The 23,707-nt window shown below is 37.1% G+C and carries 21 protein-coding genes; 8 read left to right on the top strand and 13 right to left on the bottom strand.

Going from position 1 to position 23,707, the window contains the following annotated elements:
* A partial coding sequence (locus QVB70_RS00180; protein WP_287582178.1) for an IS200/IS605 family accessory protein TnpB-related protein occupies positions 1 to 1,211 on the bottom strand: 1,211 nt, incomplete at its 3' end.
* 207 nt (positions 1,212 to 1,418) lie between these two features.
* Here QVB70_RS00180 and QVB70_RS00175 point away from each other — a divergent pair.
* The gene (locus QVB70_RS00175; protein WP_287582175.1) at positions 1,419 to 1,637 is read left to right on the top strand and encodes a hypothetical protein; all 219 of its coding nucleotides are present in this window, start codon (positions 1,419 to 1,421) and stop codon (positions 1,635 to 1,637) included.
* Between the two features lie 210 nt (positions 1,638 to 1,847).
* Here QVB70_RS00175 and QVB70_RS00170 read toward each other — a convergent pair whose 3' ends face one another.
* Complete coding sequence (locus tag QVB70_RS00170; RefSeq protein ID WP_287582174.1) at positions 1,848 to 3,029, bottom strand: glycosyltransferase family 4 protein; 1,182 nt, start codon at positions 3,027 to 3,029, stop codon at positions 1,848 to 1,850.
* Positions 3,030 to 3,326: 297 nt separating this feature from the next.
* On the opposite strand from QVB70_RS00170, the gene QVB70_RS00165 reads away from it, so the two are divergent.
* Entirely contained in the window at positions 3,327 to 5,360 is a 2,034-nt protein-coding gene (locus QVB70_RS00165; RefSeq protein ID WP_287582172.1) for an STT3 domain-containing protein, read from the top strand.
* Positions 5,361 to 5,443: 83 nt separating this feature from the next.
* Here the strand turns inward: QVB70_RS00165 and QVB70_RS00160 are convergent, their stop codons facing one another.
* The 6 genes from QVB70_RS00160 to pcn form a co-directional block, all read right to left on the bottom strand.
* On the bottom strand, positions 5,444 to 6,232 hold the full coding sequence (locus tag QVB70_RS00160; RefSeq protein WP_287582171.1) for a proteasome assembly chaperone family protein: 789 nt from the start codon (positions 6,230 to 6,232) through the stop codon (positions 5,444 to 5,446).
* Positions 6,233 to 6,238: 6 nt separating this feature from the next.
* Positions 6,239 to 6,424 (bottom strand): RNA-protein complex protein Nop10, encoded by a 186-nt coding sequence (locus tag QVB70_RS00155; protein WP_287582169.1) that lies wholly within the window; start codon positions 6,422 to 6,424, stop codon positions 6,239 to 6,241.
* A gap of 188 nt (positions 6,425 to 6,612) precedes the next feature.
* The gene (locus tag QVB70_RS00150) at positions 6,613 to 7,407 is read right to left on the bottom strand and encodes a translation initiation factor IF-2 subunit alpha (RefSeq protein ID WP_287582167.1); all 795 of its coding nucleotides are present in this window, start codon (positions 7,405 to 7,407) and stop codon (positions 6,613 to 6,615) included.
* A 66-nt stretch (positions 7,408 to 7,473) separates the two neighbouring features.
* Positions 7,474 to 7,674, bottom strand: a complete 201-nt coding sequence (locus tag QVB70_RS00145; RefSeq protein WP_342766523.1) for a 30S ribosomal protein S27e — start codon at positions 7,672 to 7,674, stop codon at positions 7,474 to 7,476.
* 266 nt (positions 7,675 to 7,940) lie between these two features.
* The gene (locus tag QVB70_RS00140) at positions 7,941 to 8,492 is read right to left on the bottom strand and encodes a hypothetical protein (protein WP_287582163.1); all 552 of its coding nucleotides are present in this window, start codon (positions 8,490 to 8,492) and stop codon (positions 7,941 to 7,943) included.
* 217 nt (positions 8,493 to 8,709) lie between these two features.
* Positions 8,710 to 9,474: a proliferating cell nuclear antigen (pcna) gene (gene pcn, locus QVB70_RS00135; protein ID WP_287582161.1), complete on the bottom strand. Its 765-nt coding sequence runs from the start codon at positions 9,472 to 9,474 to the stop codon at positions 8,710 to 8,712.
* A 611-nt stretch (positions 9,475 to 10,085) separates the two neighbouring features.
* On the opposite strand from pcn, the gene QVB70_RS00130 reads away from it, so the two are divergent.
* From QVB70_RS00130 to QVB70_RS00115, 4 genes are all read left to right on the top strand, one after another.
* Entirely contained in the window at positions 10,086 to 11,393 is a 1,308-nt protein-coding gene (locus tag QVB70_RS00130; protein WP_287582159.1) for a glycosyltransferase family 4 protein, read from the top strand.
* A gap of 87 nt (positions 11,394 to 11,480) precedes the next feature.
* Positions 11,481 to 12,788: a glycosyltransferase family 4 protein gene (locus QVB70_RS00125; RefSeq protein WP_287582157.1), complete on the top strand. Its 1,308-nt coding sequence runs from the start codon at positions 11,481 to 11,483 to the stop codon at positions 12,786 to 12,788.
* 114 nt (positions 12,789 to 12,902) lie between these two features.
* Positions 12,903 to 14,501 (top strand): oligosaccharide flippase family protein, encoded by a 1,599-nt coding sequence (locus tag QVB70_RS00120; RefSeq protein ID WP_287582155.1) that lies wholly within the window; start codon positions 12,903 to 12,905, stop codon positions 14,499 to 14,501.
* On the top strand, positions 14,498 to 15,664 hold the full coding sequence (locus QVB70_RS00115; RefSeq protein WP_287582153.1) for a glycosyltransferase family 4 protein: 1,167 nt from the start codon (positions 14,498 to 14,500) through the stop codon (positions 15,662 to 15,664). The genes QVB70_RS00120 and QVB70_RS00115 overlap by 4 nt, the downstream gene beginning before the upstream one ends.
* A 39-nt stretch (positions 15,665 to 15,703) precedes the next feature.
* On the opposite strand, the gene QVB70_RS00110 is transcribed toward QVB70_RS00115, so the two are convergent.
* Together QVB70_RS00110 and lysS are read right to left on the bottom strand one after the other, a co-directional pair.
* On the bottom strand, positions 15,704 to 15,982 hold the full coding sequence (locus QVB70_RS00110; protein WP_287582150.1) for a hypothetical protein: 279 nt from the start codon (positions 15,980 to 15,982) through the stop codon (positions 15,704 to 15,706).
* Between the two features lie 221 nt (positions 15,983 to 16,203).
* Positions 16,204 to 17,799 carry a lysine--tRNA ligase gene (lysS, locus tag QVB70_RS00105; protein WP_287582148.1) on the bottom strand — a complete coding sequence of 532 codons (1,596 nt, stop codon included), beginning with the start codon at positions 17,797 to 17,799 and terminating at the stop codon, positions 16,204 to 16,206.
* Between the two features lie 286 nt (positions 17,800 to 18,085).
* On the opposite strand from lysS, the gene QVB70_RS00100 reads away from it, so the two are divergent.
* Entirely contained in the window at positions 18,086 to 20,590 is a 2,505-nt protein-coding gene (locus QVB70_RS00100) for a cation-translocating P-type ATPase (protein ID WP_287582147.1), read from the top strand.
* A gap of 628 nt (positions 20,591 to 21,218) precedes the next feature.
* Positions 21,219 to 21,971, top strand: a complete 753-nt coding sequence (locus tag QVB70_RS00095) for a ZIP family metal transporter (RefSeq protein WP_287582146.1) — start codon at positions 21,219 to 21,221, stop codon at positions 21,969 to 21,971.
* A gap of 20 nt (positions 21,972 to 21,991) precedes the next feature.
* On the opposite strand, the gene QVB70_RS00090 is transcribed toward QVB70_RS00095, so the two are convergent.
* From QVB70_RS00090 to QVB70_RS00080, 3 genes are all read right to left on the bottom strand, one after another.
* The gene (locus QVB70_RS00090) at positions 21,992 to 22,423 is read right to left on the bottom strand and encodes an RNA-binding domain-containing protein (protein ID WP_287582144.1); all 432 of its coding nucleotides are present in this window, start codon (positions 22,421 to 22,423) and stop codon (positions 21,992 to 21,994) included.
* 1 nt (position 22,424) lies between these two features.
* Positions 22,425 to 22,970, bottom strand: coding sequence for an AAA family ATPase (locus QVB70_RS00085; RefSeq protein ID WP_287582142.1), 546 nt, complete (start codon positions 22,968 to 22,970; stop codon positions 22,425 to 22,427).
* A 69-nt stretch (positions 22,971 to 23,039) separates the two neighbouring features.
* Positions 23,040 to 23,707: zinc ribbon domain-containing protein (locus QVB70_RS00080; RefSeq protein ID WP_287582140.1), on the bottom strand; the 668-nt coding region annotated here is incomplete at its 5' end.

Raw genomic sequence — 23,707 nt, 5'->3', positions numbered from 1 at the left:
CTTCGAGCTATTACATAACTTGCTAAGTGATGTGTTGACAAATTATGTAATCCTGAATATTTGTAGTTCCCAATGAGGGATGTGTATTCGGGAAATACCTTTCGAAAGGACACACCGCGCTTTTTACATTTTCGCTCCAATAATTGCAGGGCGGTGGTCTTCATATTGCTCAATTTTCGGTTGCGTGTTGTGTTGTAGGAAAACTCTTGCTCGAATTGTAAATCCTCGACCACAATGCCTTTGCCTTTATTGATGCAATAATTGACGACTTTATCCATTTTATAGGAGATATAATCTTGACGTTTATCTGTTCCATAGGTGTGAAGGTTGCCAAATGAGATGCTATGATAAGAGAGTAGTTCACCGTTCCGATCTACATTGGTTAACGCCACAAAATTATAGTTGAAATCTAAGCCGATGGCACCATGTTGGTAGCTGTAACTTGGTACAGGTTCTGGGATCTCATAGGACACATGGGCAAAATAGCGCAGCTTCCCCTTGAAGAAACTCCTTTTTACGGTTACCGTGTATTTATCAGCATTAATGACTTCCTGAAACCATTTCTCCTGCACAGAATTTACGGACATGGGAATGATCAGCCATTTGCGTCCTTTTTGCTTGGAAAAGGTTCGTAACTTGACCGTTTTATCATTCAATAGTTTGATGTTCAGGTTTTTCACTCCGTGTTGTTTCTTTCCGATACAACTAAAGGAAGAATCCCGTCGTATCCTGAACTCCTCTCTACTTATTTTGCCAAGGATTCGGTCTCTAAATAATTTCTTAGTGCCGAACACAACAGGTTCAAGCTGTAAATGGTGTAATTTCGCCATTATCGAGGATCTACGGGCGTATAAACCCTTTAACCGCCTGTCATGCGCATCTTGTTCCTTTATGGTGTTGATTTTTTTTGTAATGGTTTGTAGTTGTTTGGTCAGGTATTTCCGTCGTTTTTCCAGCCATGTCTTTTGTGCTTCTAGTGTCTGCTTGTTATCGGTTAGGATGGTGCCAACATAGGGGTTATTGTGACACAGGCTCATCAAACAGTGTTGGATGGTCTGTACTTCTCCAAAGCGTGCTTTCATGTAATCCTCGCCATGAAACAACACCTTATACCCAATCCGTTTCACATGATTATAGATAGTGAAGATTTCATTTAGTTTGTATTCCTGTTTTTTGTCGGGATAGATTCCAAATTTAACCGTTTGAATCATTGCTTTCCTTCCTTCCCTTCCCCTAAAGTCTTTTTTTGGCGTTATCAGAAAATTATTATACAATATTATATATGTAACTTCTGGTTTATATAGTTTTTGATGTTTATAAAGGCATATAAATACCAAAAGTTATTTTATGTTATATTCATGATATTTGGGTAATATTTTTAAACAGTATAGTCTATATAATTATTCAGGGAATGGAATATGAAACGATCATTGCTGGAGATCGTAAAAATACTTTTTGACACGCTTGATGAAAATGGATCAAATCCATTTATTCGCACTAAAGAGATCGTTGAGAAAACTGGCATAAGTCATCGCTCTTTAAAGCCGCTGGTCGAATTAATTCAGTTTATTCAAGAACAAAAAACCCTGAAATTTATCCAACAATCGCCAAGAGTAACACTCTATTTTCTTGAGTAAGGGGGACATGTTTAAACGGAAAAAGTTCACACAAAAAAGGGTCAACGTTCACTTGTGGACTCATAAAACAAAAGAGAGAAAAAGAAAGGATAGATTCAAGAACCTAACTTGTGGATTTACAAAGCCTAGTTAATGCCGGAATCTCCTTTCGAACCGTCGTTTGAGCGCTATATAACTTCTCTTTCAACGCTGTGTGGTAAAATTCAACTCTCATCGTGAGTTATAACGACTATCGAGTTCTTGATATATGTTCAGCATACGTTTGGAGATTTCTGTCCAATTATATTTTTGAGCAATTACTTGTCTCCCTCTAATAGAAAGTTCTCTAGCAAGTTCCTTGTCTAATATAAACGTTCTAATTGCCTTTGCAAGGGCGACTGAATTTTTTGATTCAACTACAATTCCGCATTTTTCTTTTGTAAGTACCTCGGACACCCCTGCAACATCTGTAGATATTACAGGGGTTCCAAAGGCAAGCGCTTCTAACGCAACCATGCCAAATCCTTCAAGTTTGGTAATTGATGGCAACACAAGAAGATCTGCCAGAGTGTAATACTTTTTCAATGTTTCCTCTTCAATGAAGCCTGTAAAAGTCACCTTCTCGTCAATATGCAATTTTCGTGATAATTTTTCATAGTAGGGACGAAGTTCACCTTTTCCAATAATAAAAAGCCGAATTTCTGGGACTATTTTATAGACTCTAGCAAAAGCCTTTAGCAAATATGTTAACCCCTTATAGCGATGGGATGCAGTAAGTTTAGAGACAAAAAGTATTACAAATTCGTCAGAGAGGCTCATTTCACTTTTTAACTTATCTTTATCATATTTTGACTTAAGATATCGGAGATCTACACCAACTGGAATTACAGAAATTATTGAACGCATCTTTTTCAGAATATCTGCAGTTTCAATATATTGATGAGTTGTAGTGATTATTTTCCTAGCAAATTTTAATGTAAGTTGAAGGAGAGAATTAGAATATAGCTTAGAAAACAGAGTATTTAATGAACTTAACGAACTTACACGTCCTACTTCTAAATTATGAACTGTAACGATTAATGGGATACGTCTAAAATGACAATTGAAGGCAGTAATATCATAAACCATTGGATGTGGTAAGTGAGCATGTATTACGTCTGCATCTTCTTTAATAAGTCTTAAGAATAACGATGGAAGAATAGGTGTATTATAAATCTTACAAAGAGTTGGTATTCGAATTACAGGTATTCCATCAAATTCTATTGTGGATGCTGCAGTCCGATCTGATTTTGATGTATATATCTTTACTTCATGACCTTGTTTAATGAATTCTTTTGATAGATGGTACACGTAATTCTCAACTCCACCCACAACATCAGGGAGAAAGTGTGAAGTAACGTGTATAATCCTCATTAGAATTCACTTTATTTTATGAAAGACCTTTAAAACTAAATTATTTCAAATCTTCTTTAGATTCCCATAATTTTAGATTACTGTTTCCCTGCTGATTTCGCTAACAATAATATTTTTTCGTTTAAGTGTTCTTAATTGAACACAAATCTTTTAAGAGTTCTCAAATTATACTGTCATCGCAATAATTAAATAACAACAATTTGACGTTTAGGCTTAGCACTAGATTTAGTAACAAATTGGCATGAACTAATTTGAAGCAAAGATTTTCACCGAAAGCAACTAATTGGGTATGAGATCATGTCATTTCTTAATAGCGTTTGGAAACGCATCAGAAAGCAGATGGTTTGGCCAAATGTTGAAATTAGTGTGGTTGTTCAGTATACTTTACTTTTCATCATCTTTTCAATTGCTCTCTTGTTACGTCTATTTCCTTTTTTTAGATTTGAACCACTTCTGAAAGCATTTGATCCATGGTTTCAATATCGTGTCACTGAATTTGTAGCAAATAATGGTTATGCTGCCTATTTCTCGTGGTATGACACACAAAGTTGGTATCCTTATGGTCGTCCTATTTGGAAGGGTTCATATCCAGGCACGCCTTTCGCTGCAGCGACAATATATTTCATCCTGAAAGCCTTAGGTATTAATACAGATATATTAATTATCTGCTATATCTTCCCTGCATTAATGGGTGCAATCACTTCTGTACTATTATACTTCTTTGGAAAAGAAATTGCTGACACAAAAACAGGATTGATTGCTGCATTTCTATTGGCCTTTTGTCCTGCATATATTAGCAGAACAATGGCGGGTTTCTTTGATAATGAAGGTCTTGGAATATTCTTTATGGTTGCTGCTTTCTTCTTTTTCGTGCGCGCTGAAAAGAATGGTTCACTAAGTGACGGCATCCTTGCCGGTTTAAGTCTTGGCGGACTTTCAGCCAGTTGGGGTGCATTTACATTTGCCTATGGTTTAATACCACTTGTAGCCATAGCCTTACTCTTATTAAATCGCTACTCTCACAAACTATTGTTGTCGTATTCACTGACCGTTCTAATTGGCTTACTAATTACTATTCTTGTGCCTAGAACAGGTGTCAATTTTCTTACATCATTTATTGGATTCTTTTCACTCATTGTTCTGGCAATTTTACTTATTTATGGGGTTTTATTCTGGGTAAAGCCACTTGTACCTGATGTTTCGTTTGGAAAACTTCTTGCTGTTGTAATGATTGTAGCAATAGGATGTGTAATTAGTATCGTCGCATATCTGGTTTCACAAGACCAGCTATCACTAATAACCGGAAAATTCTTAGCAGTAATCAATCCAATAAATCGTCCACCGCTCATTGAATCTGTTAGCGAACATATTCCTTTAGCGTGGGGTCAATTGTTTTTCAATTTAGATCTTTTGGTTTTTCTTATGCCTGTCGGCATATATTTTGCATTTCGTAGATTAAGAAATGATGATATCTTTCTTATACTCTTCAGCATCACAACAGTTTATTTCGCGGGTTCAATGGTCCGTCTTTTACTTATTTTAGCCCCTGCGGCTTGTCTTCTTTCAGCATATGCTTTAACAAATGTTTTAAGACCGTTCTCTAGAGTTTTACTCGAACGCGCTGCAATTGTGCGTAGGAGAATTCGGGTGACAGAAGTTGTACCAAAAGATTATGCGATTTTTATTTTGATTTTCATAGGGTTTATTATGACGCTTTATACATGGCATGGGACTCAGGTAGCGTTCGATTACTTTAGTAGTCCTGATGTGATTCTTGTAGGAGAAACCTCAAGTGGGGAACCTGTGGAATTGCATGATTGGCAGGAATCAATGCAATGGTTAAGGGAAGAGACAGACTCCAACGCAGTTATCGCAGCATGGTGGGACTACGGATATTGGATTGAAGCTATTGGAAACAGGACAACTATTGTTGATAATGCCACAACGAATAGTACACAAATTGCGTGGATAGCTGCTGCCTTTATGTCTCCTCCTGAAAACGGAACAGAGATTTTTAAGATGCTCGGCGCAGATTATGTACTAGTACATTTTACAGGTGCTGTTGGAGGCACTGGCGGTGACGAAGGTAAATGGATATGGATGGTTCGCATCGCAGAACAAAATTTGTTCAATGAAACAAAAATTCGCGAAGTAGATTATTATGATGAAGAATCAGGAACCCCTAAGGATCCATATTACGACTCGCTACTATATCAATTACTTTACTATAACTACTACAATGCACCCCGCACCGTATCGAGTATTACATCATCTTTCCAAGAAGCGCATACAACTGAAAATTGGCTTGTCAGAATTTATCAAGTGAATTAACTAAATTTCTTAGCAAAACGAATGATATGAGGTCTTTACTTCTGCAAGGTCTCTAGAAGCGCACTTCTTTAGGAATAGGTAGTTTATCCAATATATGATAAATCGTCTTTTTCTTCTTCGCTTTCTTGTCTTCTTGTTCCAGGTCTATGCCTTTGTTTTTGTTTCATTTGATCTATAAGTTTAGTAAGATTCTGCGCTTTGATTGCTAAAGGTCCAAGATCTAGCTCTATTTCAACAAGTTTAATCAGTTTTTCAAGAACTACTTTGGCAGAAAGTGCATCTGCCATAAATCCAGACGTCTCGCCCAGTAGGCATGCTCCTTCTATTCCCCTCATCTTTCCAAGACCAATGAGTAACCCTGAAGCCCCCACTATAGGTCCTCCAGATTCATTTATCTCGATTTCTTCGTCCTTAAGTTGCTTTATTAAAGAAAGACTAGTGGCAGTCCCAAAAACTCTAGGATATTTAGAAACGCTTCCTGTGGCATACCCACCAAGCGTATAGATTTGACTCACTTTATATTTTTCAGCTAGGTCTAATATCATATTAACTATTGTAAATTGCCCTTCTGGCGTTTGACTTTGATAATCTCCTGTAATAAATATAACATCATGTTTCCCACCACTTTTCGAAAGTTGGGAAAACCAAAATTCATTACGAAGAAGCCTTAGAATCCCATCATTATTTACAAGCACATGATAAGGAAAAGTATACGAAAAAAGTTCTGCAAAATAAATTGCTTTAAGCTCTTGGATCATGTGGCTTACTCCTAGTTTACCAACATTTCCAACACCTGGCAACCCTTGAATTAGTATAGGGTCTTTCAAAGATATTGGATCTAAATCCTTCAAGAAGCGGATTCTGGACTTCATTTATAATCACTCCTCTTTTTGGTGAAGTGTTAAAGTTGTTTTAAGAAGCATCCGACGATATTTTCCGTACTTATCTTGTGGGCTAAACTTTGAAGGGGCAGCAATTCTTAAGTGTCCACCGCAATTAGGACAAATTTCTTTTGCCAAACTATACTGATAACAAGCAACACATTTCTTCAACAATTTCCCCATACCAAAATTCACCCATCCATTTCTTAGTAAAATCTTTGTGTTCAGGCACAATATAAGGATCCAATGTCAATGAAGTTTTGTTCATAATATGGATTATTGGCTCATTATAGAAATTGATTCGTTGAGAAATGCAACAGACCTTATAGCCAAGTACAGTTAAAAGCCTCACTGCTTTAGCGTGAGGTAGTTTAAGTATCCTCTTCGAAGTATCCTTCTCCTCCTCCTTTCTCCAGAGCGGTAATTGTTGTACTTACGGCTTTATTTAAGATTTTCTCTGCATTTTTATAATCATTTGCTTGAATTGAGAACCTATATCGTGGTGATCCGACCAGATTAACATCTAGAGTAATATCTTTTCTCCGAGTTGATTTTAAACCCTTTTTCAAGGCATTTTTTATTATTTCAACGCCATCTGGTTTGTAACATTTAAGTTCAACTATTTTTGTTAGTTTTACTTTCCTTATAGTTACATGTGCTTTTGCTAGTTCAACAACGGTCTTTATCCATTCGTCATCAATTCCCATTTTTTCTAGAACTGCTTCACCTTTCTCATGTATTTCTTCAAATCCAGCGTAGATTTCACCAAATTTTTCCTCTAAAGGCCATCCCACGGCATCATAGACTTCTTCTTTAGTTTTATCTAGTTGTTTTGCAACTAATTCTAAGAGATTATCTGCTTTCTGTGAACGTTTCCATTCCTGAATCTTATTTCTTCGCATCACGATTGTAACTCGCCTAAGCGAGAGATCTACGTGATTTTTTGCTTCTTCGACACGTAGCACTTTCGCAACTACCTTCTGCTTCTCCCTTACGTAGTTACGAATATTGCGGACCCACGTTGAAGCTATTTCTGAGATATGAATAAGCCCTTCTTTCCCTTCGAATTCATCTAAAGTTGCATATGCACCATGAGAGGAGATTTTTGTAATAGTGCCTATTACAAATTCGCCTTCTTCTGGGAATTCTTTTTTCTTTTTGACCATTTCTCTCATCTTTTGTTCTATTATTGTAATAGATTAGACAAAGAAGTGAAATTCTAGCAGAAAAACTTATTCTAGGACTTGGATGATTTTGCTTACAATTTGTGCTTTGCCCCTAGTAGGTTCTGCGAGAACTCTGTTGCAAATAATGCATCTCACAGTTGTAGTCGCTGAACCAAATATTTTCTGTTCATTTCCGCATTCTGGACAGCGAACTAATAGAAATCTGGAGCGTGGTTGCGGAATCATTTTTTCGATTTTCAACTTCATTTTCTCCTGACTATTCAAACTTATGATTTGATGTTCACTATAATCTTTTAAAAAGTTTCGTTACAACAGCTGACAAGCAGATCCCAACTTTTTGAGAGATGAATTATCGTTATGTGCCTCTAATTTCATAAGTACTTCACTAAAATCGCGTTATTTTTCATTATCTTCCGAAAAAAGCAAAATGTTACGTATACAGTCCAAAAGTGGTATTTCCTGCATATATATTGGTTATAGGAAAGGATTTTTTGCCTTTAGACTACGATAGTTTAATCCTTTTTGATTTCAACAGCTAAAGCAACATTCCTATCAATTAATGCCTTTGCATTTTCATTTGGCAAAATGCAAATATCTTCTGGCATAAAAGGGCCGTATATCTTTAAATCTGTACCTACGAAGGAATCTAGTTGTTCTAGTATTCTAACAATCTTTCTTCCTGATTGAATTTCTTCATTTTTTGTTGTCTGATTTTCTTGAAATACTATTCCAAAATAAGTATTTATTGCATCTCCTAGATTTGAATGTAGAATATCTTCAATTCTAGTTAGATTTGTGAAATCTATCTCTACATTATCAACAATACTTTTCAGTATCTTTCTCATTCGAAGGGTGATGTAGTCCTTAATTATAAAATCTAATCGTTCATGTTTGGTTTCAAATAAATTCTTTTCCAGCGGTGTTAATTCGTCGTATTGCTTTTTTACCTTGCTTTTTTTAATATATTCTCCGATTTTTGCACAAAAATCATCAGTCAATGAGAGGATTTTTATTGAGTTCCATTCCTTGATCCATTTCCGGTACATTTCTTCATAATTGTACATTTACTCCCTCAATAGGTGTTTAATTTCCTTATTATGTCTGGACAAATAGTTGCGAGGTTCTTTAGTTTATCAAGTTGAACTAAAGATCATTCTATATTGATTTAATGCCGCACAAGAGTTTTTATCAATCCTTCGCAAGAAGACCCCTCAACTTGTTGAATGGTAGTTCACCATACATCGTTGACTGAAAATTAAGAATCCTATAAATGAAGGATTCTTATTCACTACCTTCAATTCGGGGGGCTAAAAAGTATTCTAACTTTCCTCCTCCGATAGTCTCAAATCCAATTTTTAATGGCATATCACTTGAATATTCAATTTCTAGATTTTCTGCTGCACTAACAGCTTTTGTCATATCACTTAGATACTTAAGGGCATAAATTGCTTTTGATTCTTCTCTTACTTCATACTTATAAAGCGTATCTGTTTCCTTATCAATGATTACCTCAACTTCGCCCGTGTCTCCTTCAGCGGCTACTTTAAGCATATCTGCGGTCGTCTCCAGAAGAATATAATCCCCTACAACTTCCGCGTCTTTAATAGCATCCTTAAAAACGCCTGCAACTATATTGATAATTGTATTAAATTCAATTTTAGGAATAGGTATTTCCTCTCCACTTGTATCTCCAAGTAAAGAAAGGCTGAAATTACGTGTGACCTTGTCAGATTTTAACTTCAGTTTTAATTTATTCTTAGTCTCATCCACAGTAAGTTCTAAGGAATCTGATCCTCCTGCTCTTCGCATGATCTGCATCATTTCAGTAAGGCTAATTCCAAATTTTGTTTCGCCAGTGCATTTGTAATCTTGAAATACGCTGGATGGTACTTGGAGGTCAACCATTGCAATATGTGCTTCGTCAATCGCGCGTGCATGAAGGCCAGATTCGTCTGCAGAAAAATAAATCTCCTTTACAAGAGCTGATAGCGCTTCTATAATTGTCTTCCATGTGATAGCTTCTTCAAAAAAGGCTTTTACAACCATTTTCATCATCTCTGTTAAATTATTTTAAAATCTCATTTAATCTATCATTCAGTTGAACTGTGAGAACAACTCCTTAAAAGATAAATTATCTTATTACGCGCTCGTTCATAGAAATACCCCAAGGAAATTCCTTCCCTTAAGGGTGGAGAGGAAGTGAGATCGGACTCTGCTTACACCCCCCCCTTCTGTGAGGCGCAGGGGATAGTTTACCCAACCTCGCTCGGGTGGTGTTTTAATGACGGGTACTCGCAAGTCCTGTCGCTCCCAACACCAGGGAGTAAGTCCACTTCGAGATTGTTGTAAAGGCTTTTTACATCAGCAGCATCGTTCCTACCCCTCAGAACTTTTAACCACCGACGACAGACCAGGGGGCTAGTGGAACACCCCAGGGTGTCGTGGCCTAAACAACTGCTGCATCTCACTGAGAGATGCCCTCTAATCAACTAAGAGACTTGCATGAACAAGTCCCTACCCTTTAGGGTGGGGTAGTTGGCTTACCTGTTGATCTTTAGTTTTACTTAGACTAATATAAAACATAATAGTTCTTTAAAAAAGTTATTTAGATGTAATAATCTTGATTAAAAAAGTTCATTTGTAATGGTTGTACAAGTATGAATATTTGTATCGCTACGGATTTATTCCCCCCAGAAGGAGGCGGTAGTGAACTTAGCGCTTATTTTTTGGCGAAAGGTCTTGCTAAACGAGGGCATAATCTCTTAGTCGTTATGCCTCATTTTGGTCAAAAAACAGTTTATAAAGAGCACAAATGGTTTAAAATCATCCGTTTTCGATATCTTCGTGCGCCAAATGTGGATTTTTTAAGAAATGTTGTACAAAATGAGTTGCTTTATATTTATATGGCCCAGATGCTCAAAAAGATTGTAAAAACTTACGAAATAGAACTTATTCACGCGCAAAATATGCTTACAGTTCCTCCATCTGTTATTGCTGCTAAAAAAACTAACATTCCCGTAATAGCCCATATTCGTGATTATTGGCCTATTTGTTTTAGGAGATCATTCATACGTCCCAATGGCAGCGTTTGCGACAGTTGTAATTCTAAAAATTTGATTAACTGCATTCGCCTAGAAGGTCAGTTTTCCTCTTTTTTCATGCCTGCTAGTATTCCATATATTTCCGCAAATATGGGTCTTAAACAATTACTATTGAATCGAGCAGATCACGTAATTGCAATTAGTGATGCAGTACGTACGATGCTTTTAGCAAGGCGGTCTATAGTTATGAAACATTTCTCGCGTTTGACTCCACAAAAAATCTCTGTGGTTCCAAATATAATGCCTATACCTTCAAAGAGACTTACAGAAAGTGAATTACTCGGAATGCGTCGTTATTACAAATTAGATGAAAAAGATATGCTTGTTTTATACGTAGGTCAATTGACTTATGACAAGGGGGTTCATATACTTATTAAAGCTCTTGAGCTATTATTACTCAAGAATACTTCATTAAAACTCATTATCCTGGGAAAGGGTCCATTAGCTAGTCATCTTGAAAAAATTAAAGGTCGTTTTGGCGATCAATTAAGATATTTTGGATTTTTACCATATATCAAAGTCCTACAATTCTATCAAATGGCTGATATAGTTGTAGTTCCATCAATCTGGCCTGAAGCACTAGGTCGCGTCAATCTTGAAGCTATGGCACTAAGAAAACCAGTCATTGCGACAAAAGTAGGTGGTATCCCTGAAATTATTACACACGAAAAAGACGGAATATTAATTGAACCCGGTGATCCTAAAGAGATAGAACATGCGCTTTACAGACTTATAAACGATCCAGATCTTAGATCACGTATTGGATTGGAAGGAAGAAAAACAGTAGAGAAACGATATAACGAAGGCATTGTTTGTGATCAGATACTCTCAATATATAAGAAATTAACGCGGTTTCGACAATAACTTCAGGCGTGTCCTCTTCAATATTTCCTTTAACTTGTAAATAAACTCAGTTACAGAAACAAATCTGAGCTGAAAGGTTGTACAAACATGAATATATGTATAACTACAGATTTATTCCCCCCAGAAGGAGGAGGTAGTGAACGTAGCACTTATTTTTTGGCGAAAGGCCTTGCAAAACGAGGACATAATATCCTAGTCGTCATGCCTCATTTTGGTCAAAAAACAGTATATGAAGAGCATAAATGGTTCAAAATCATCCGTTTTCGATATCTTCGTGCACCAGATGTGCCAGTATTCAGGAATATCGTTAAAAATGAATTATTTTGCCTTTTTATGGCAAAAAAACTTAAGAAAATCTTAAAAGATTACAGAATTGAGCTTATTCATGCACAAAACATTCTAACGATTCCTCCCTCCGTTATCGCTGGTAGAAATACCAAAATACCAGTTATTGGCACTATTCGTGATTATTGGCCAATTTGTTTTAGAAGGTCATTTACAAAACCTAATGGCAATGAATGTGACCAATGCAATTTCAAAAACTTAGTCAATTGTGTCAGTCTTGAGGGTGTGCTTCCCTCTTTTTCTATGCCAGTAATCCTCCCCTATATTTATGCAAATTTGGCTCTTAAACAATTATTATTAAATAAAACAGACCACGTCATTGCAGTAAGCGAGGCATTGCGTAAATTACTTTTGACAAGACTGCCCTTAAATAAATTGAAGAATTGTATACAATTGCCTTCCCAAAGAATCTCTGTAGTTCCAAATATAATGCCTTCACCTTCAAAGATCCTTACAAAACCTGAACTGATGTTAATGCGCCGTAACTATAAATTTAATGAAAATACTAAACTGATTCTTTTTGTAGGTCAACTAACTTATGAGAAGGGCATTCTTGTACTTATCCGTGCAATTAAACAATTATCACAAAAAAATCCTTCTGTAAAGTTTGCAATCCTTGGAAAAGGTCCTCTCACGGATTACATAAAGAAAATGCAAGCCAGTATAGGAGATCAATTTCGATATTTTGGATTTTTACCTTATAATGAAGTACTAAAATTCTACCAGATGGCAGATATTGTTGTATCTCCCTCAATTTGGCCTGAACCTCTAAGTCGTGTTATTATTGAGGCTATGGCACTAGGAAGACCGGTTATAGCAACAAATGTAGGTGGTACTCCAGAAATTATTACTCATGAAAAAAATGGCATATTAATTGAACCTGGGAATCCCATAGAGATTGAGAACGCGATTAATAGATTAATAAACGATTCAGATCTTAGATTTCATATAGGTTTAGAAGGAAAAAAAACAATAGAAAAACATTACAATGAAGCAAGTATTTGTGATAAAATACTCTCATTATACCATAGAGTACTTAGTAGTTACTGAGTTTCAAAAACTTCTGCAAATTCATCATGAAAATTTTTAATATCTCAGTCCTTCTCCGTTTTTAAGCTCAAAAAATTGATATGTGATTAGACCTCAATTGCGTTGTGGGATCTTATGTCTACTACGAGTAAAATGATCAAAGGGTATTCTTACGTTTCTTTAGATAATCTTACGTTTTATATTCTTGGTTTCGCTTATTGGCTATTAACAGCATGGTTTCTTACGCCCGGTCAGCTTGGATTAGTTACCTTTGCAATTTCTACAGTTGGATTTGGACAATTATTTTCCGATTTGCGTCTTGGACTAATCCTTAGACGTTATATCGCCGAATTCAGTACATTAGGCGAAGAAAATAAGATTAGAGTTTGTTTTAGATTTATTTTAAAAATTAGGCTTGCAGTGGCAACGATTTTTTGTATCTTCTTTATTGTTTTAGCAGATTATATCGCGATTTTCTTTCAGAATCCAGGATATGCGCTTGCATTGAGAGTTGCTGCGTTTAGTATTCTATTTGGAGCATTTACAGATATTGTAATGAGTGTGTTGGAAGGATTGCAAGAGTTTAAAAAAGAATTATTCTTTACGATTTTTAGAAGAAGTGCATTGATTCTCTTCTTCGTTCTCTTCGTTATAGTCAGTGGGTTTGGTGCTGTCGGTGCGTTACTTGGATACTCATTAGCGCCACTTATTGTTGGTATAATCTTTCTATTTTTAATTTTTCAGAAATTTGAAAAGGAATCCGAACCTAGTAAAGTCGAACTCGATATGAAGAGAATCATTAGTTATTCAAAATGGATGATCGTTTCATCTATTACATTTTATCTCTATAGCAACGTCAATATCTTAATACTCACCTACTTTTTTGATTTATTAACCGTAAGTTATTACAAAGTAGCGGTTGCCACTCTTGATAACATTATCGGCTACATCAATGTATCAGGAAGGGTCTTAGAACCGTTACAAACAAGTTTTTTTGTAACAAATAAGAAAAATGCCACTTTTTGGAAATTACAGAAAACATATTTTGAGAGTACAAAATATGCTTTCTTTTCTGCGCTTCCAATAATTGTTTTCACATTCTTATTAGCAGATTCAGTGATTTCTTTGTTATATCCCCCAGCATATTCTTCATCAGTCATTTTTTTGATAATTCTCTCTTTTGGATACGTTGGACGCGCAGTTACTATCGGTATACGTTCAACTTTTGCAGCGATTGAAAGACCAGACTGGATTGCGAAATATTATGGTCTAATGACTTTAATAAACACAGTAATTGCTCTCGGTTTGATTCCTTTCGTTCAGGAAATTGCTGTAGCGATCGCGTTTTCGCTTGGGAGTTGCGTTGGCGTTTTATATTGCGTTTTAAAAATTAAGGCATTTCTTAAAACTCCATTTCCTTCAATACCAGTCTTTAAATATACAATAGCAAGTATTCTCGTCTATATAGTCTGCTATGGAGTCTTAAGAGTACTCTCTTTGTTTTCAATCATTAATTTCATTCTTATTATCATTGTCATCGTCCTAGGAATCGCAATATATCTTCCCTCAGTAATCTTCCTTGGTGGTATTAACCACGAAGACTTAGATCGTTTGAAATTGTTTGCAGAAAGAGTTCCTTTTCTCAAGAGACCTTTTATCTTATTTTATGATTTCGGTTGCGTTCTTATTAGATTTAAAGAAAAGATATTAGCAAAATATGAGGGAAAATCTTGAAGATTGGCATTCTTCACCGTTCTCTTCATACAACACGTGGCGCAGAGAAAATGATCATAGATTTATGTACAGGGCTGAAGAAAAGAGGTCTTGATATCACAGTAATCACTCAAAATATTAGAACAAATGTTAAGAATATGTTTTCGCAAGAAGGAATTCATTTTTGTGACATAGGCGGTTCACCTATCGGTATGCAATACTGGTTTTCTATACCTAAGGTAGTGAAGAAACTACAAGAACATGTTCCAACTGACTTAGATGTCATAAATGCACACAATTTCCCTTCTAACCTAGCTGGATACAAATACATTCAATCGCAAAACAAACCATTTATCTGTTATATTCACGAGCCTCCACGATTTTTCTATGACAGGAATTATTTCAGAGAAGCAAGTTTGTCTTTCAAGTTGTTCTTCGGGCTTATTAGACACCTTTATATGCCTTCTGATCAAAAAGCAGTGAAATCTGCAGATTTAGTCTTGGCGAATAGTGCTTTTACAAAAGCGAAAATTGAAGCAGTTTATGAAAAAAATGCTCAGGTATTATATCCAGGTATCGATATTGAAAGATTTCATCATCGAAATGAAGGCAAAATTTACAGAGAACAGCTTTTCCCGAATATAGAGGCCGTAATTCTTACAGTATCGAGATTATCTCCCGTGAAAAACATCGCTATGCTAATTAAATCTTTTAAATACGTGTACAAAAAATTAAATTCATGTCGGTTAGTTATTATAGGACGCGGACAAGAAAAGAACCGCTTGGTAAAATTGAGTAAAACTCTCGGTCTAGATCATGCTATTCTGTTTCTGACAAACGTACCAGACAAAGAAATGCCAATTTATTACTCTATGGCTGATATTGTAGCGTATCCTCCTCTCATGGAGCCTTGGGGCCTAGTTCCGATAGAAGCAATGTCTTGTGAAACACCTGTAGTCGCTTCAAATGAAGGAGGTCCACTTGAATCAGTGATTCATGAGAAAACAGGTCTTTTATCAAACCCAAGGAATCCTATTGCATTCTCAAATGCACTTCTCATGTTATTAAAAAATGAGGAACTACGACACAAGATGGGCAAAGAAGGAAGGGCTTTGTCAGAGTCACGATTTTCATTAGAAGTAATGATCGATAATTTTTTAGCCGCGTTTCGGTCCGTCCTCTAATATTATATAAAAATTCAAAAAAAGTCCAGTTTATTCTTTTTAAGAGTTATTTACGTTCTGGAAATGGCTCTCAATTTCTTCCATTAAATCATCGCCACACTCATCAAATAAGATTTTTGCAAATTGTTGCTGTACTTGAGCCAAATCATCACGACATTGTGCCGACAAAGTTTTTCCCCGATAACGCCTGAGAGTCAGTAATATATCTGGGTCTTTGAACGTTGCGCTCACAATCAAATCATCAATTTCAGATGCAGCAGCAAACTTTGCACAAACGAAATCCCATTTTGAGATTTTCTCTTCTGGTGTGGCGGACATACAAAATGTCTCCTTGTGCTCTTATTTCACAGTCTTACTGTGTTTGTGAACGAAATATTACTTAAATGTTTTCTATTCGGGGCAATGCGCTCACGTGTTTTTGCAATAAGGCGCGGAGTGATTTTGTTGAAAGTGAAATCCCTTAAGAGACAACTTATCTGTTTGAAAACCTGCGCCCATGAATAACATAAGGGGTGACCTTAGACACATGAACTCCAAAATCACAGCGCCGACAAAAAAATTAGACGCTTTGCAACTTTTTTCGGCCCTGCAATTGTGATATATGGACCAAGTTTAGGACCACTATCAGTTCCAAGAAGAATGTGGTAAAGTAATCGAAAAAAATTCCGAGGTTTCAACGAATTGTTTCTAGCCACCTCGAAAATGGCTTGTTGTATTACTTCTCCACTTTTATTTTCCTCCAGTATGGGTATGAGGTCCTTTATTGCATTTTTTTCATTAATAGACAGCTCCACTGGTTCAACTTCGATTTCCTTAAAATCTTCCACCCAATTTTTCGCAAATTGAAAGCGTTCTTTAAGACCTTTGTTGTTTCCATCTTTTGAATAGCCTAATTCTTCCAGTTTTGCCATTAAAAACTTGTCAATAGCAGTTTCTGGCGCAACGGACACTAAGTTTATTAAGATATTATATGAAACATGTTCTGGGCGGGTTTCTGGTGATTTCAGCAAATTTGTATACTCATAGAGTGCAATGTTCTTTATCCTCTTCGCCTCGTTTTTCTCTTTCCTTACTCCAAAGTAGATATCTTCCAGATAATCATATTCGTCCATGAGTTTTGGAATATCTTCAATGCCTACCGATCTTGTTCCTTGAAACCGCTTAAGCATTAACAACATCAAAGATTTACAGGAACCATAGCGAAGCCATACTTGTGGTGTAAGAACATTTCCTAGAGATTTTGAAATCTTTGTTCCGCCCTTGTCAAGGAACATTTCATAGCGTTCATGATACGGTGGTGCAGTTTGCAGAATTTCTCTCTGGATCTGGTCATTCACAACAACAGAATCATGTATATCTTTTCCATATGCCTCAAAATCGACCCCTAGTGCGTCCCATCGTGCAGCAAACTCTACTTTCCAATTAAGTTTGCCTTGGTCTTTTGTGTAGTCTGCAAATCCTTGATGGTCACATCCTTTAATGATTTCATCTCGCAAAGGCGAGTCTGTGCATGAATAAAACACAGAATGGGTTTCCGGATGGAACTCTGTGACCTTTGTTGTATACATCTTGCCACAGTTCTCACAAACCGCATAATAAGGCAGAACTTCTGTATATTTTTCCTGACCTGTCAAATCTTTTACAATATCACCAACTTTTTCTGCATTTGCTAGTATTAACTCAATCTGTTTCGTGAATGCGCCTTTCTTATACATCTCCCGAGCTGAAACGGATGTGAACTCTACACCACAGATATCTAATGCATCAATTAACATAGAACTCATGTGAATTCCGTAACTTTCATGGCAGTTGAAGGGGTCAGGAATATCTGTTACAGGGACACCAATATATTTTTTCAATTCGTCTGCGTTTGGCATTCCAGCAGGTACTTTTCTCAGTCCATCCATATCATCTGAATAGGCAATAAACTCAGATTTATGACCCACATCTTCAACTGCTAGCTTTATGATAAAACTGCGAGCCGCATCAGAAAAACTTCCTATATGAGGAAATCCAGAAGCGCCTAGCCCGCTCTCAGTACGAAATAACTCCGTCTTTTTCCCCATTCGCTTTTTATATGCCAATGCATCCATCGCAAGTTTGTCTATCCATGAACCTCTGCCAATTATTTTCATTCTTAATCCTCGGTGTAATTGAACGCTTACATTAATCGCAACTTCTTAGTTTTATATGAAATGTAAAATACTTTTGAGTATAACCCTCCACAAATTAGGGTCATTGATTTTTTATGGATAACGATTGCTCACAAAGACTCAAATTTCTGCGTTATTAAAAAATGCTAAGTTTTTTGATAACAATTCATAACAACTCCATCTGCTCTTAGCATTAATTTCTTAAATTTATATTTCATAATGTACTTAGTAGCCAAAAATAAGTCAAAAAAATGGAGTTCAAAATTAAATGAGCCACCAAGATGAACCTTCTGTAGCAGATGAATGCAAAGATGAAAATACATCCTGCGCTTGCAATGATACAGCGTACAATGATTCCCATAATCATGTAAATGACGATTCCTGTTGTGAACACGACCATGAGCACGAGCATGAACATGATCACGAACACGAAATTGACGACGAAGAACAATTTGAAGAGTTGTTCGGGACATCAGGCACGAAGAAATTGACGTTCCATCTCGGCGGAATGGATTGTGCCAATTGCGCGTTATCTTTGCAGAAGGCATTAGATAACGTTGATGGCGTGAAAAAGGCAACGGTGAGTTTTGGTCCAAGGATAACAAATCTCTTTTTCGATGGAGAAAAAGAAACCTTCGAACGTGTTGAAAAGACAATCCGCTCGTTAGGGTTCGAACTCGAAGGCGAACGAGTGATACTCAATTTGGAATCCTTGACCTCAAAATCGCTTGGAAAGAAGTTAGAACAAGAATTAGGCGGTGTTAGAGGCATTCTCTATGCAGCTGTTTCATTTGATAAAAGCACACTGAATCTCATCTATAACCCATCAGAAATTAATCTGCCGAAAATTAAGTCAGAAATCCAAAAATTAGGCGTGACTATCGCTGGCGAGAAAAAAACTGCAAAGATTTCTAAACAAAAAATAAAATTGCTTCAGACCGCCGCTGCCGGAGCACTTTTCGCGTTAGGTTGGGCAACAAGATGGCTTTTTAATACATATGGGGTCTCTTCTTTATTCTTTCCTTCAGTAATATTTCTATTATCTGCAGTAGTTATTGGAGGCTATTCCACTGTACTCAAAGCTTTTTACTCACTTCGGTCGAAAGTCCTAGATGTTAACACTTTGGTAGCTGTAGCATTTACTGGTGCGATTATAATCAGGGAATATTGGGAAGCTAGTGCAGTTGTTTTTCTCTTCTTGTTTGGTTCATTGCTTGAGAGTTATTCTATGGAAAAAACAAGAAATGCCATCCGCGAATTAATTGACCTCAAACCAAAGGTCGCTAGGGTACGTAGATATGATACAGAGGTCGAAGTTTTCGCAGATGAGGTAAAAAAAGGAGAACTTGTTATTGTAAAGGCTGGAGAAAAAATACCTGTTGATGGTATGGTTATTAAAGGCTCTACTGCTGTTAATCAATCCTCTGTCACTGGTGAATCTCTCCCTGTTGAAAAAACGGTAGGTGATGAGGTCTTTAGCGGCACTATCAATACTGATGGCTATATTGAGATAGAAACAACAAAGACAGGCGAAGATACAACACTATCAAAAATTATCAAGATGGTTGAAAAAGCACAAACTGAGAAAGCTCCACTTCAAACATTTGCTGAAAAATTTGATGTGCTTTATGTGCCAGTTGTGCTTTTAATTGCCTTAGCTAACTTCTTGATTACTCAAAATCTTCTTGTGACGCTCACTTTATTAGTGGTTGCATGTCCTTGTGCTCTTGTTATATCTACGCCTGTAGCAATAGTGAGTGGAATTGGTAATGCTGCAAGAAAAGGGGTTTTAATCAAGGGTGGTCGTTCTTTAGAAACTTTAGGAAAACTTGACGCTATTGCATTCGATAAAACGGGCACAATTACTCTCGGAAAAATTAAGGTATTTGAAGTTGACAGCTTCTATGACGATGTCCCCATAAAAGATATCTTATATTGGGCGGGTATAGGCGAGAAGATGGCAGAACATCAAATTGGTAAAGCTATTGTGGAGTATGTCAGATCAGAAAATATTACTATCCCAGATCCAGACAAATTGTCTGTAGTTAGTGGTATCGGGATTAGTGCTGAATACAAAGGTAGAAAAGTAATAATGGGTAAGCGAAAACTTCTTGAAAATAATGGATTAATTGTTTCAAGAAACGTTGAAAATTATCTTGAAAAGGCTGAGAGTAAAGGATACACCGTTATTCCTATTGCCGTAGATGACCGCATTATTGGTGCTATTTCTGTTGCAGATTTATTGAAACCTGAAGCACCAGAGGCACTTAGCAAACTAAAGAAAGTAGGTATCAAACAAATCTTAATGCTTACAGGCGACAATGAAAGAACTGCAGAAACAATCGCAAAGTGTATGGAAGTTGACAATTTTAAGGCTAACTTACTTCCTGAGGATAAGGTTTCATATGTGAAACAACTCCATGAAGAAGGTCGTGTAGTTGGAATGGTTGGTGACGGAATTAATGATGCCCCCGCCCTTGCGGCAGCTGATATAGGTATTGCAATGGGTGTTGCTGGTACAGACGTAGCAATTGAAACCGCAGATATTGCTTTAATGTCAGATGACGTTTCTAAAGTGCCCTATGCCATAGGATTAAGCAAAAAAACCAATGCGATTATCCGCCAAAATATCGTATTCGCCCTAGTCATGGTCTTTGCCTTGCTAATAGCTACACTCTTCGGTGTGCTTGAATTAGCGAGTGGTATTCTTGGACATGAGGCAAGTGCGCTTCTTGTTATCCTAAATGGGATGCGTTTATTACGATACAAATGATTTTTCTTTAACCAATATATCTTTCAAAACTTCACTGATCCCTCTCAAGGAAGCCCCTGCCCTTTAGGGTGGGGAGGAATTGAGGGTGTGTTTCACTTGTACAAGGGTCTCTCCACTTTTAAATATATGTTCTGGGATAGAGGTACGTGGTCTCAAGGCACACCTCTCGTAGAAGTGGAAACGGTTAATGACCTCAAGGGTGATGAGCATTAAACTAGTATAGCCCGACTCTAGATGAGGATTACTGGGCTGGGGTCTAGTAAACGCCCCCATGATTTAGCGTGTGATGAAGTTGAAACTCTAGCTGGTGTAGTTAGAGGACTGAGACCAAGTACAGCTAAAAGCCTCACTGCTTTAGCATGAGGTAGTTTACACTATCACCTCAAGGATGCTCCCCTGTTTTCGGGGGGAGAGTGATGTTCATGGTGGGTTAAAAAAAATTACCTATTTGTTATGAAAAAACGGTCTTGTCACCTCTATAGTTAATTTTAATAAAGGCTCTACTATATTACTTTTCTAAAGCATTCCTGCTAACATCCTAGACTTTAATCAACTTCAAGGATGGATTACGTCATCCTAGGGAGTTTTCGTAATTTTCATTCGCAGATAATGATATTGGGGTAATATCTTGAATATAGAAGCATTGGGTCTTGCTGTACTTGCTACTTTTATTGTAAGTGCAGCCGCATTTATTGGAGTCTTATTCATTTCACTTAAAGAAGAAACACTCAATAAATTTTTGCTTGCGCTTGTAGCTTTATCGTCGGGAGTACTATTCGGCGGCGCATTTTTACACCTCTTGCCAGAAGCCTTGGAATCAGTAGGTGAAGAAATAATTCCAACGTCGATTGCACTTCTTTCTGCTATCGTATTATTTTTTATTTTAGAGAAGTTTTTATCCTGGCGGCACTGCCACAAGGGTGTATGTGATATTCATGCCTTTACATACATGAATTTGATTGGAGATGGAATCCACAATTTTATTGATGGACTAGTCATCATAGCTGCATTCCTTATGAGCACTCCTCTTGGATTCATAGTGACGGTTGCTATTCTCTTTCATGAAATCCCGCAAGAAGTAGCTGATTTTTCAGTACTTGTTTATGGTGGGTTTACAAAAACAAAAGCGCTATTTTTTAATTTCTTATCAGCAATATTAGCTATAGCAGGAGCAATTGTGGGTTTTCTCATTTCTTCCAGCATACAGCAATTTACGACGTTTCTCTTACCTTTTGCTGCAGGAGGCTTTATCTATATTGCGGGATCAGACCTTATTCCAGAACTGCGTAGCAAAACAGAACTTTCAAGCGCGGTTATTCAGACAAGCATGATAATATTGGGAATTTTCCTAATGTGGTTTCTCCTTATCGTCTTCGAATAAACTCTGATCTGGTAGAGACACTACTGCACTATTTTTCCATTTTTTGTACGAGGTGCAAGCCAATCAATTAATTTCTCAGGGTTATTCGTACTGATATCCATTTCTATTGGACCTAGTGGTGATTCAGTCGTAAATTCACCAACAAAAGAAGTGTTTCCAACAAAGGCGGCCTGTTTGTTCAAATAGAAATATATTCGATTGCCACGAATTCCTCTTCTGAGAGTTCTCCTTGCAGCATCTAGAATCCTCTTTTCTCGAAAAATCGTATGTAATTTTTGCAACGTATTCTGTCCTTCGCCCCTCACAATAATTTCTGAATGATCATCAATTTCTTCAATATGAACATTTTCATCTTCTACATTTACTATGTTTAAGAGTGCCGTCTTTACTTTTTCAATACTTTCTGTGGGAAAAAGTGGGGTTCGAGCAGTTACTTTGACTTCTATGCTCATTTTACAAAACGCTCTCTAAAAGTTGGTCAATTTTTCCAAATAAATCTTCTTTACTTCCCTCATTCACAAGTATATGATCAGCTAATGCAATTACTGAGCCAATACCCACTTTTAGCTCTGTTAGGTCTCTTTTATCGAACATTTCTCTGTTTTGTGGATCGTCTGATCTACCTCTTTGTTTCAACCTATTAAAGCGTGTAGGAGGTGATGCATGAACTGCAATTAGTAGGAAGTTTAGATGTTTTCTAAAGGTAGATAATTCCTCAAGCCCTCTCAGTCCCTCTATAATGGCCCATTCATATTTTACCTCGTTTTCTTTCAGTTTTTCTATGCATCTTTTTGCTACAATGTCATTACCTTCTCTTTTACGAAGATCTAACATAATTTTCCTCAAGTTGGTCGAATTTGGCTCTAGTCCTTCCCTCATCGCTTCCTCTCGAATGACATCTCCCATTACAATATAAAAAGAATTTAATTTTTCTTTAAGGATTTGTGATATAACGCTCTTTCCACTGCCAGGCATTCCAACAGTTCCTATAACTTTCATTTTTCTCTTCCCTAGAAAATACTATGAAATAGGCTCTGATTGCATTCCTGTGAACTACCACCCAACAAGTTAGGTGGCTTCTGCCCTCACGGATTGTTGAGCTTTCTCTACGAGAGATAGCAAGAACCCGCTCATTGGCAGTCCGGGGTGATCCACGGCACCCCCCGTTCCTTCAAGGAACACTTTGGTTTTCGCCTTACGGCCATTACTGTTCTTCTTCGTCTCAGTAAGGCACTTCAGACCGTCTATCAGGATGTTAAACGCCGCATTTATGTCTCTATCGGCAGAAAATCCGCAGTTAAGACAGGTAAACGACCTGTCTTTGACCTCTACCTTTCGCGAACCGCACATGGAACATCGGTGGGTGGTCCACCACTCGTTCATGACGAAGGCCACTCCGTCTCGTACCAGCACCGCTATAGCTATACGGTCGGCGCAGTCCTTGAACGCCCAGTGATTTACCCGTTTCCTGTTCCTCCTGTGCCCCGAACCCCTGTAATGGCAGTTACGCACTTTGTCGGGGCAACCTATAAACACCAACGAACCTGTAAGGTGCTCGGCTATAACTATCGCCAGTTTTCTCCTGAAATCTTTTGCATAATTTACCCGTTTCCTGTAGAGTTTTTTCAAAACCGCGTATTTCCCTATCCGCTTCAACTTAGCGATCCTATTGTTGAGTTGGCACATCCTGATGAAGAACTCTTTGTAGTCCTCTTTCTTAAAGAAGAGGTCACGTG

Source organism: Candidatus Borrarchaeum sp. (assembly GCF_019058535.1).
GTDB lineage: Archaea > Asgardarchaeota > Sifarchaeia > Borrarchaeales > Borrarchaeaceae > Borrarchaeum > Borrarchaeum weybense.
The sequence above is the reverse complement of the archived record's forward strand: the minus strand, read 5'-3'. Positions and strand labels throughout refer to the sequence as shown.

Bases quoted from the DNA above. Each gene is read 5' to 3' on its own strand.
- QVB70_RS00175 (WP_287582175.1), top strand. From the start codon at position 1,419: ATGAAACGATCATTGCTGGAGATCGTAAAAATACTTTTTGACACGCTT.
- QVB70_RS00110 (WP_287582150.1), bottom strand. From the start codon at position 15,982: ATGTCCGCCACACCAGAAGAGAAAATCTCAAAATGGGATTTCGTTTGT.
- QVB70_RS00155 (WP_287582169.1), bottom strand. From the start codon at position 6,424: ATGGGGAAATTGTTGAAGAAATGTGTTGCTTGTTATCAGTATAGTTTG.
- QVB70_RS00100 (WP_287582147.1), top strand. From the start codon at position 18,086: ATGAGCCACCAAGATGAACCTTCTGTAGCAGATGAATGCAAAGATGAA.
- lysS (WP_287582148.1), bottom strand. From the start codon at position 17,799: ATGAAAATAATTGGCAGAGGTTCATGGATAGACAAACTTGCGATGGAT.
- QVB70_RS00165 (WP_287582172.1), top strand. From the start codon at position 3,327: ATGTCATTTCTTAATAGCGTTTGGAAACGCATCAGAAAGCAGATGGTT.
- QVB70_RS00150 (WP_287582167.1), bottom strand. From the start codon at position 7,407: ATGGTCAAAAAGAAAAAAGAATTCCCAGAAGAAGGCGAATTTGTAATA.
- QVB70_RS00090 (WP_287582144.1), bottom strand. From the start codon at position 22,423: ATGAGCATAGAAGTCAAAGTAACTGCTCGAACCCCACTTTTTCCCACA.
- QVB70_RS00160 (WP_287582171.1), bottom strand. From the start codon at position 6,232: ATGAAGTCCAGAATCCGCTTCTTGAAGGATTTAGATCCAATATCTTTG.
- QVB70_RS00145 (WP_342766523.1), bottom strand. From the start codon at position 7,674: ATGAAGTTGAAAATCGAAAAAATGATTCCGCAACCACGCTCCAGATTT.
- QVB70_RS00130 (WP_287582159.1), top strand. From the start codon at position 10,086: ATGAATATTTGTATCGCTACGGATTTATTCCCCCCAGAAGGAGGCGGT.
- QVB70_RS00140 (WP_287582163.1), bottom strand. From the start codon at position 8,492: ATGTACAATTATGAAGAAATGTACCGGAAATGGATCAAGGAATGGAAC.
- QVB70_RS00170 (WP_287582174.1), bottom strand. From the start codon at position 3,029: ATGAGGATTATACACGTTACTTCACACTTTCTCCCTGATGTTGTGGGT.
- pcn (WP_287582161.1), bottom strand. From the start codon at position 9,474: ATGGTTGTAAAAGCCTTTTTTGAAGAAGCTATCACATGGAAGACAATT.
- QVB70_RS00125 (WP_287582157.1), top strand. From the start codon at position 11,481: ATGAATATATGTATAACTACAGATTTATTCCCCCCAGAAGGAGGAGGT.
- QVB70_RS00120 (WP_287582155.1), top strand. From the start codon at position 12,903: ATGTCTACTACGAGTAAAATGATCAAAGGGTATTCTTACGTTTCTTTA.
- QVB70_RS00085 (WP_287582142.1), bottom strand. From the start codon at position 22,970: ATGAAAGTTATAGGAACTGTTGGAATGCCTGGCAGTGGAAAGAGCGTT.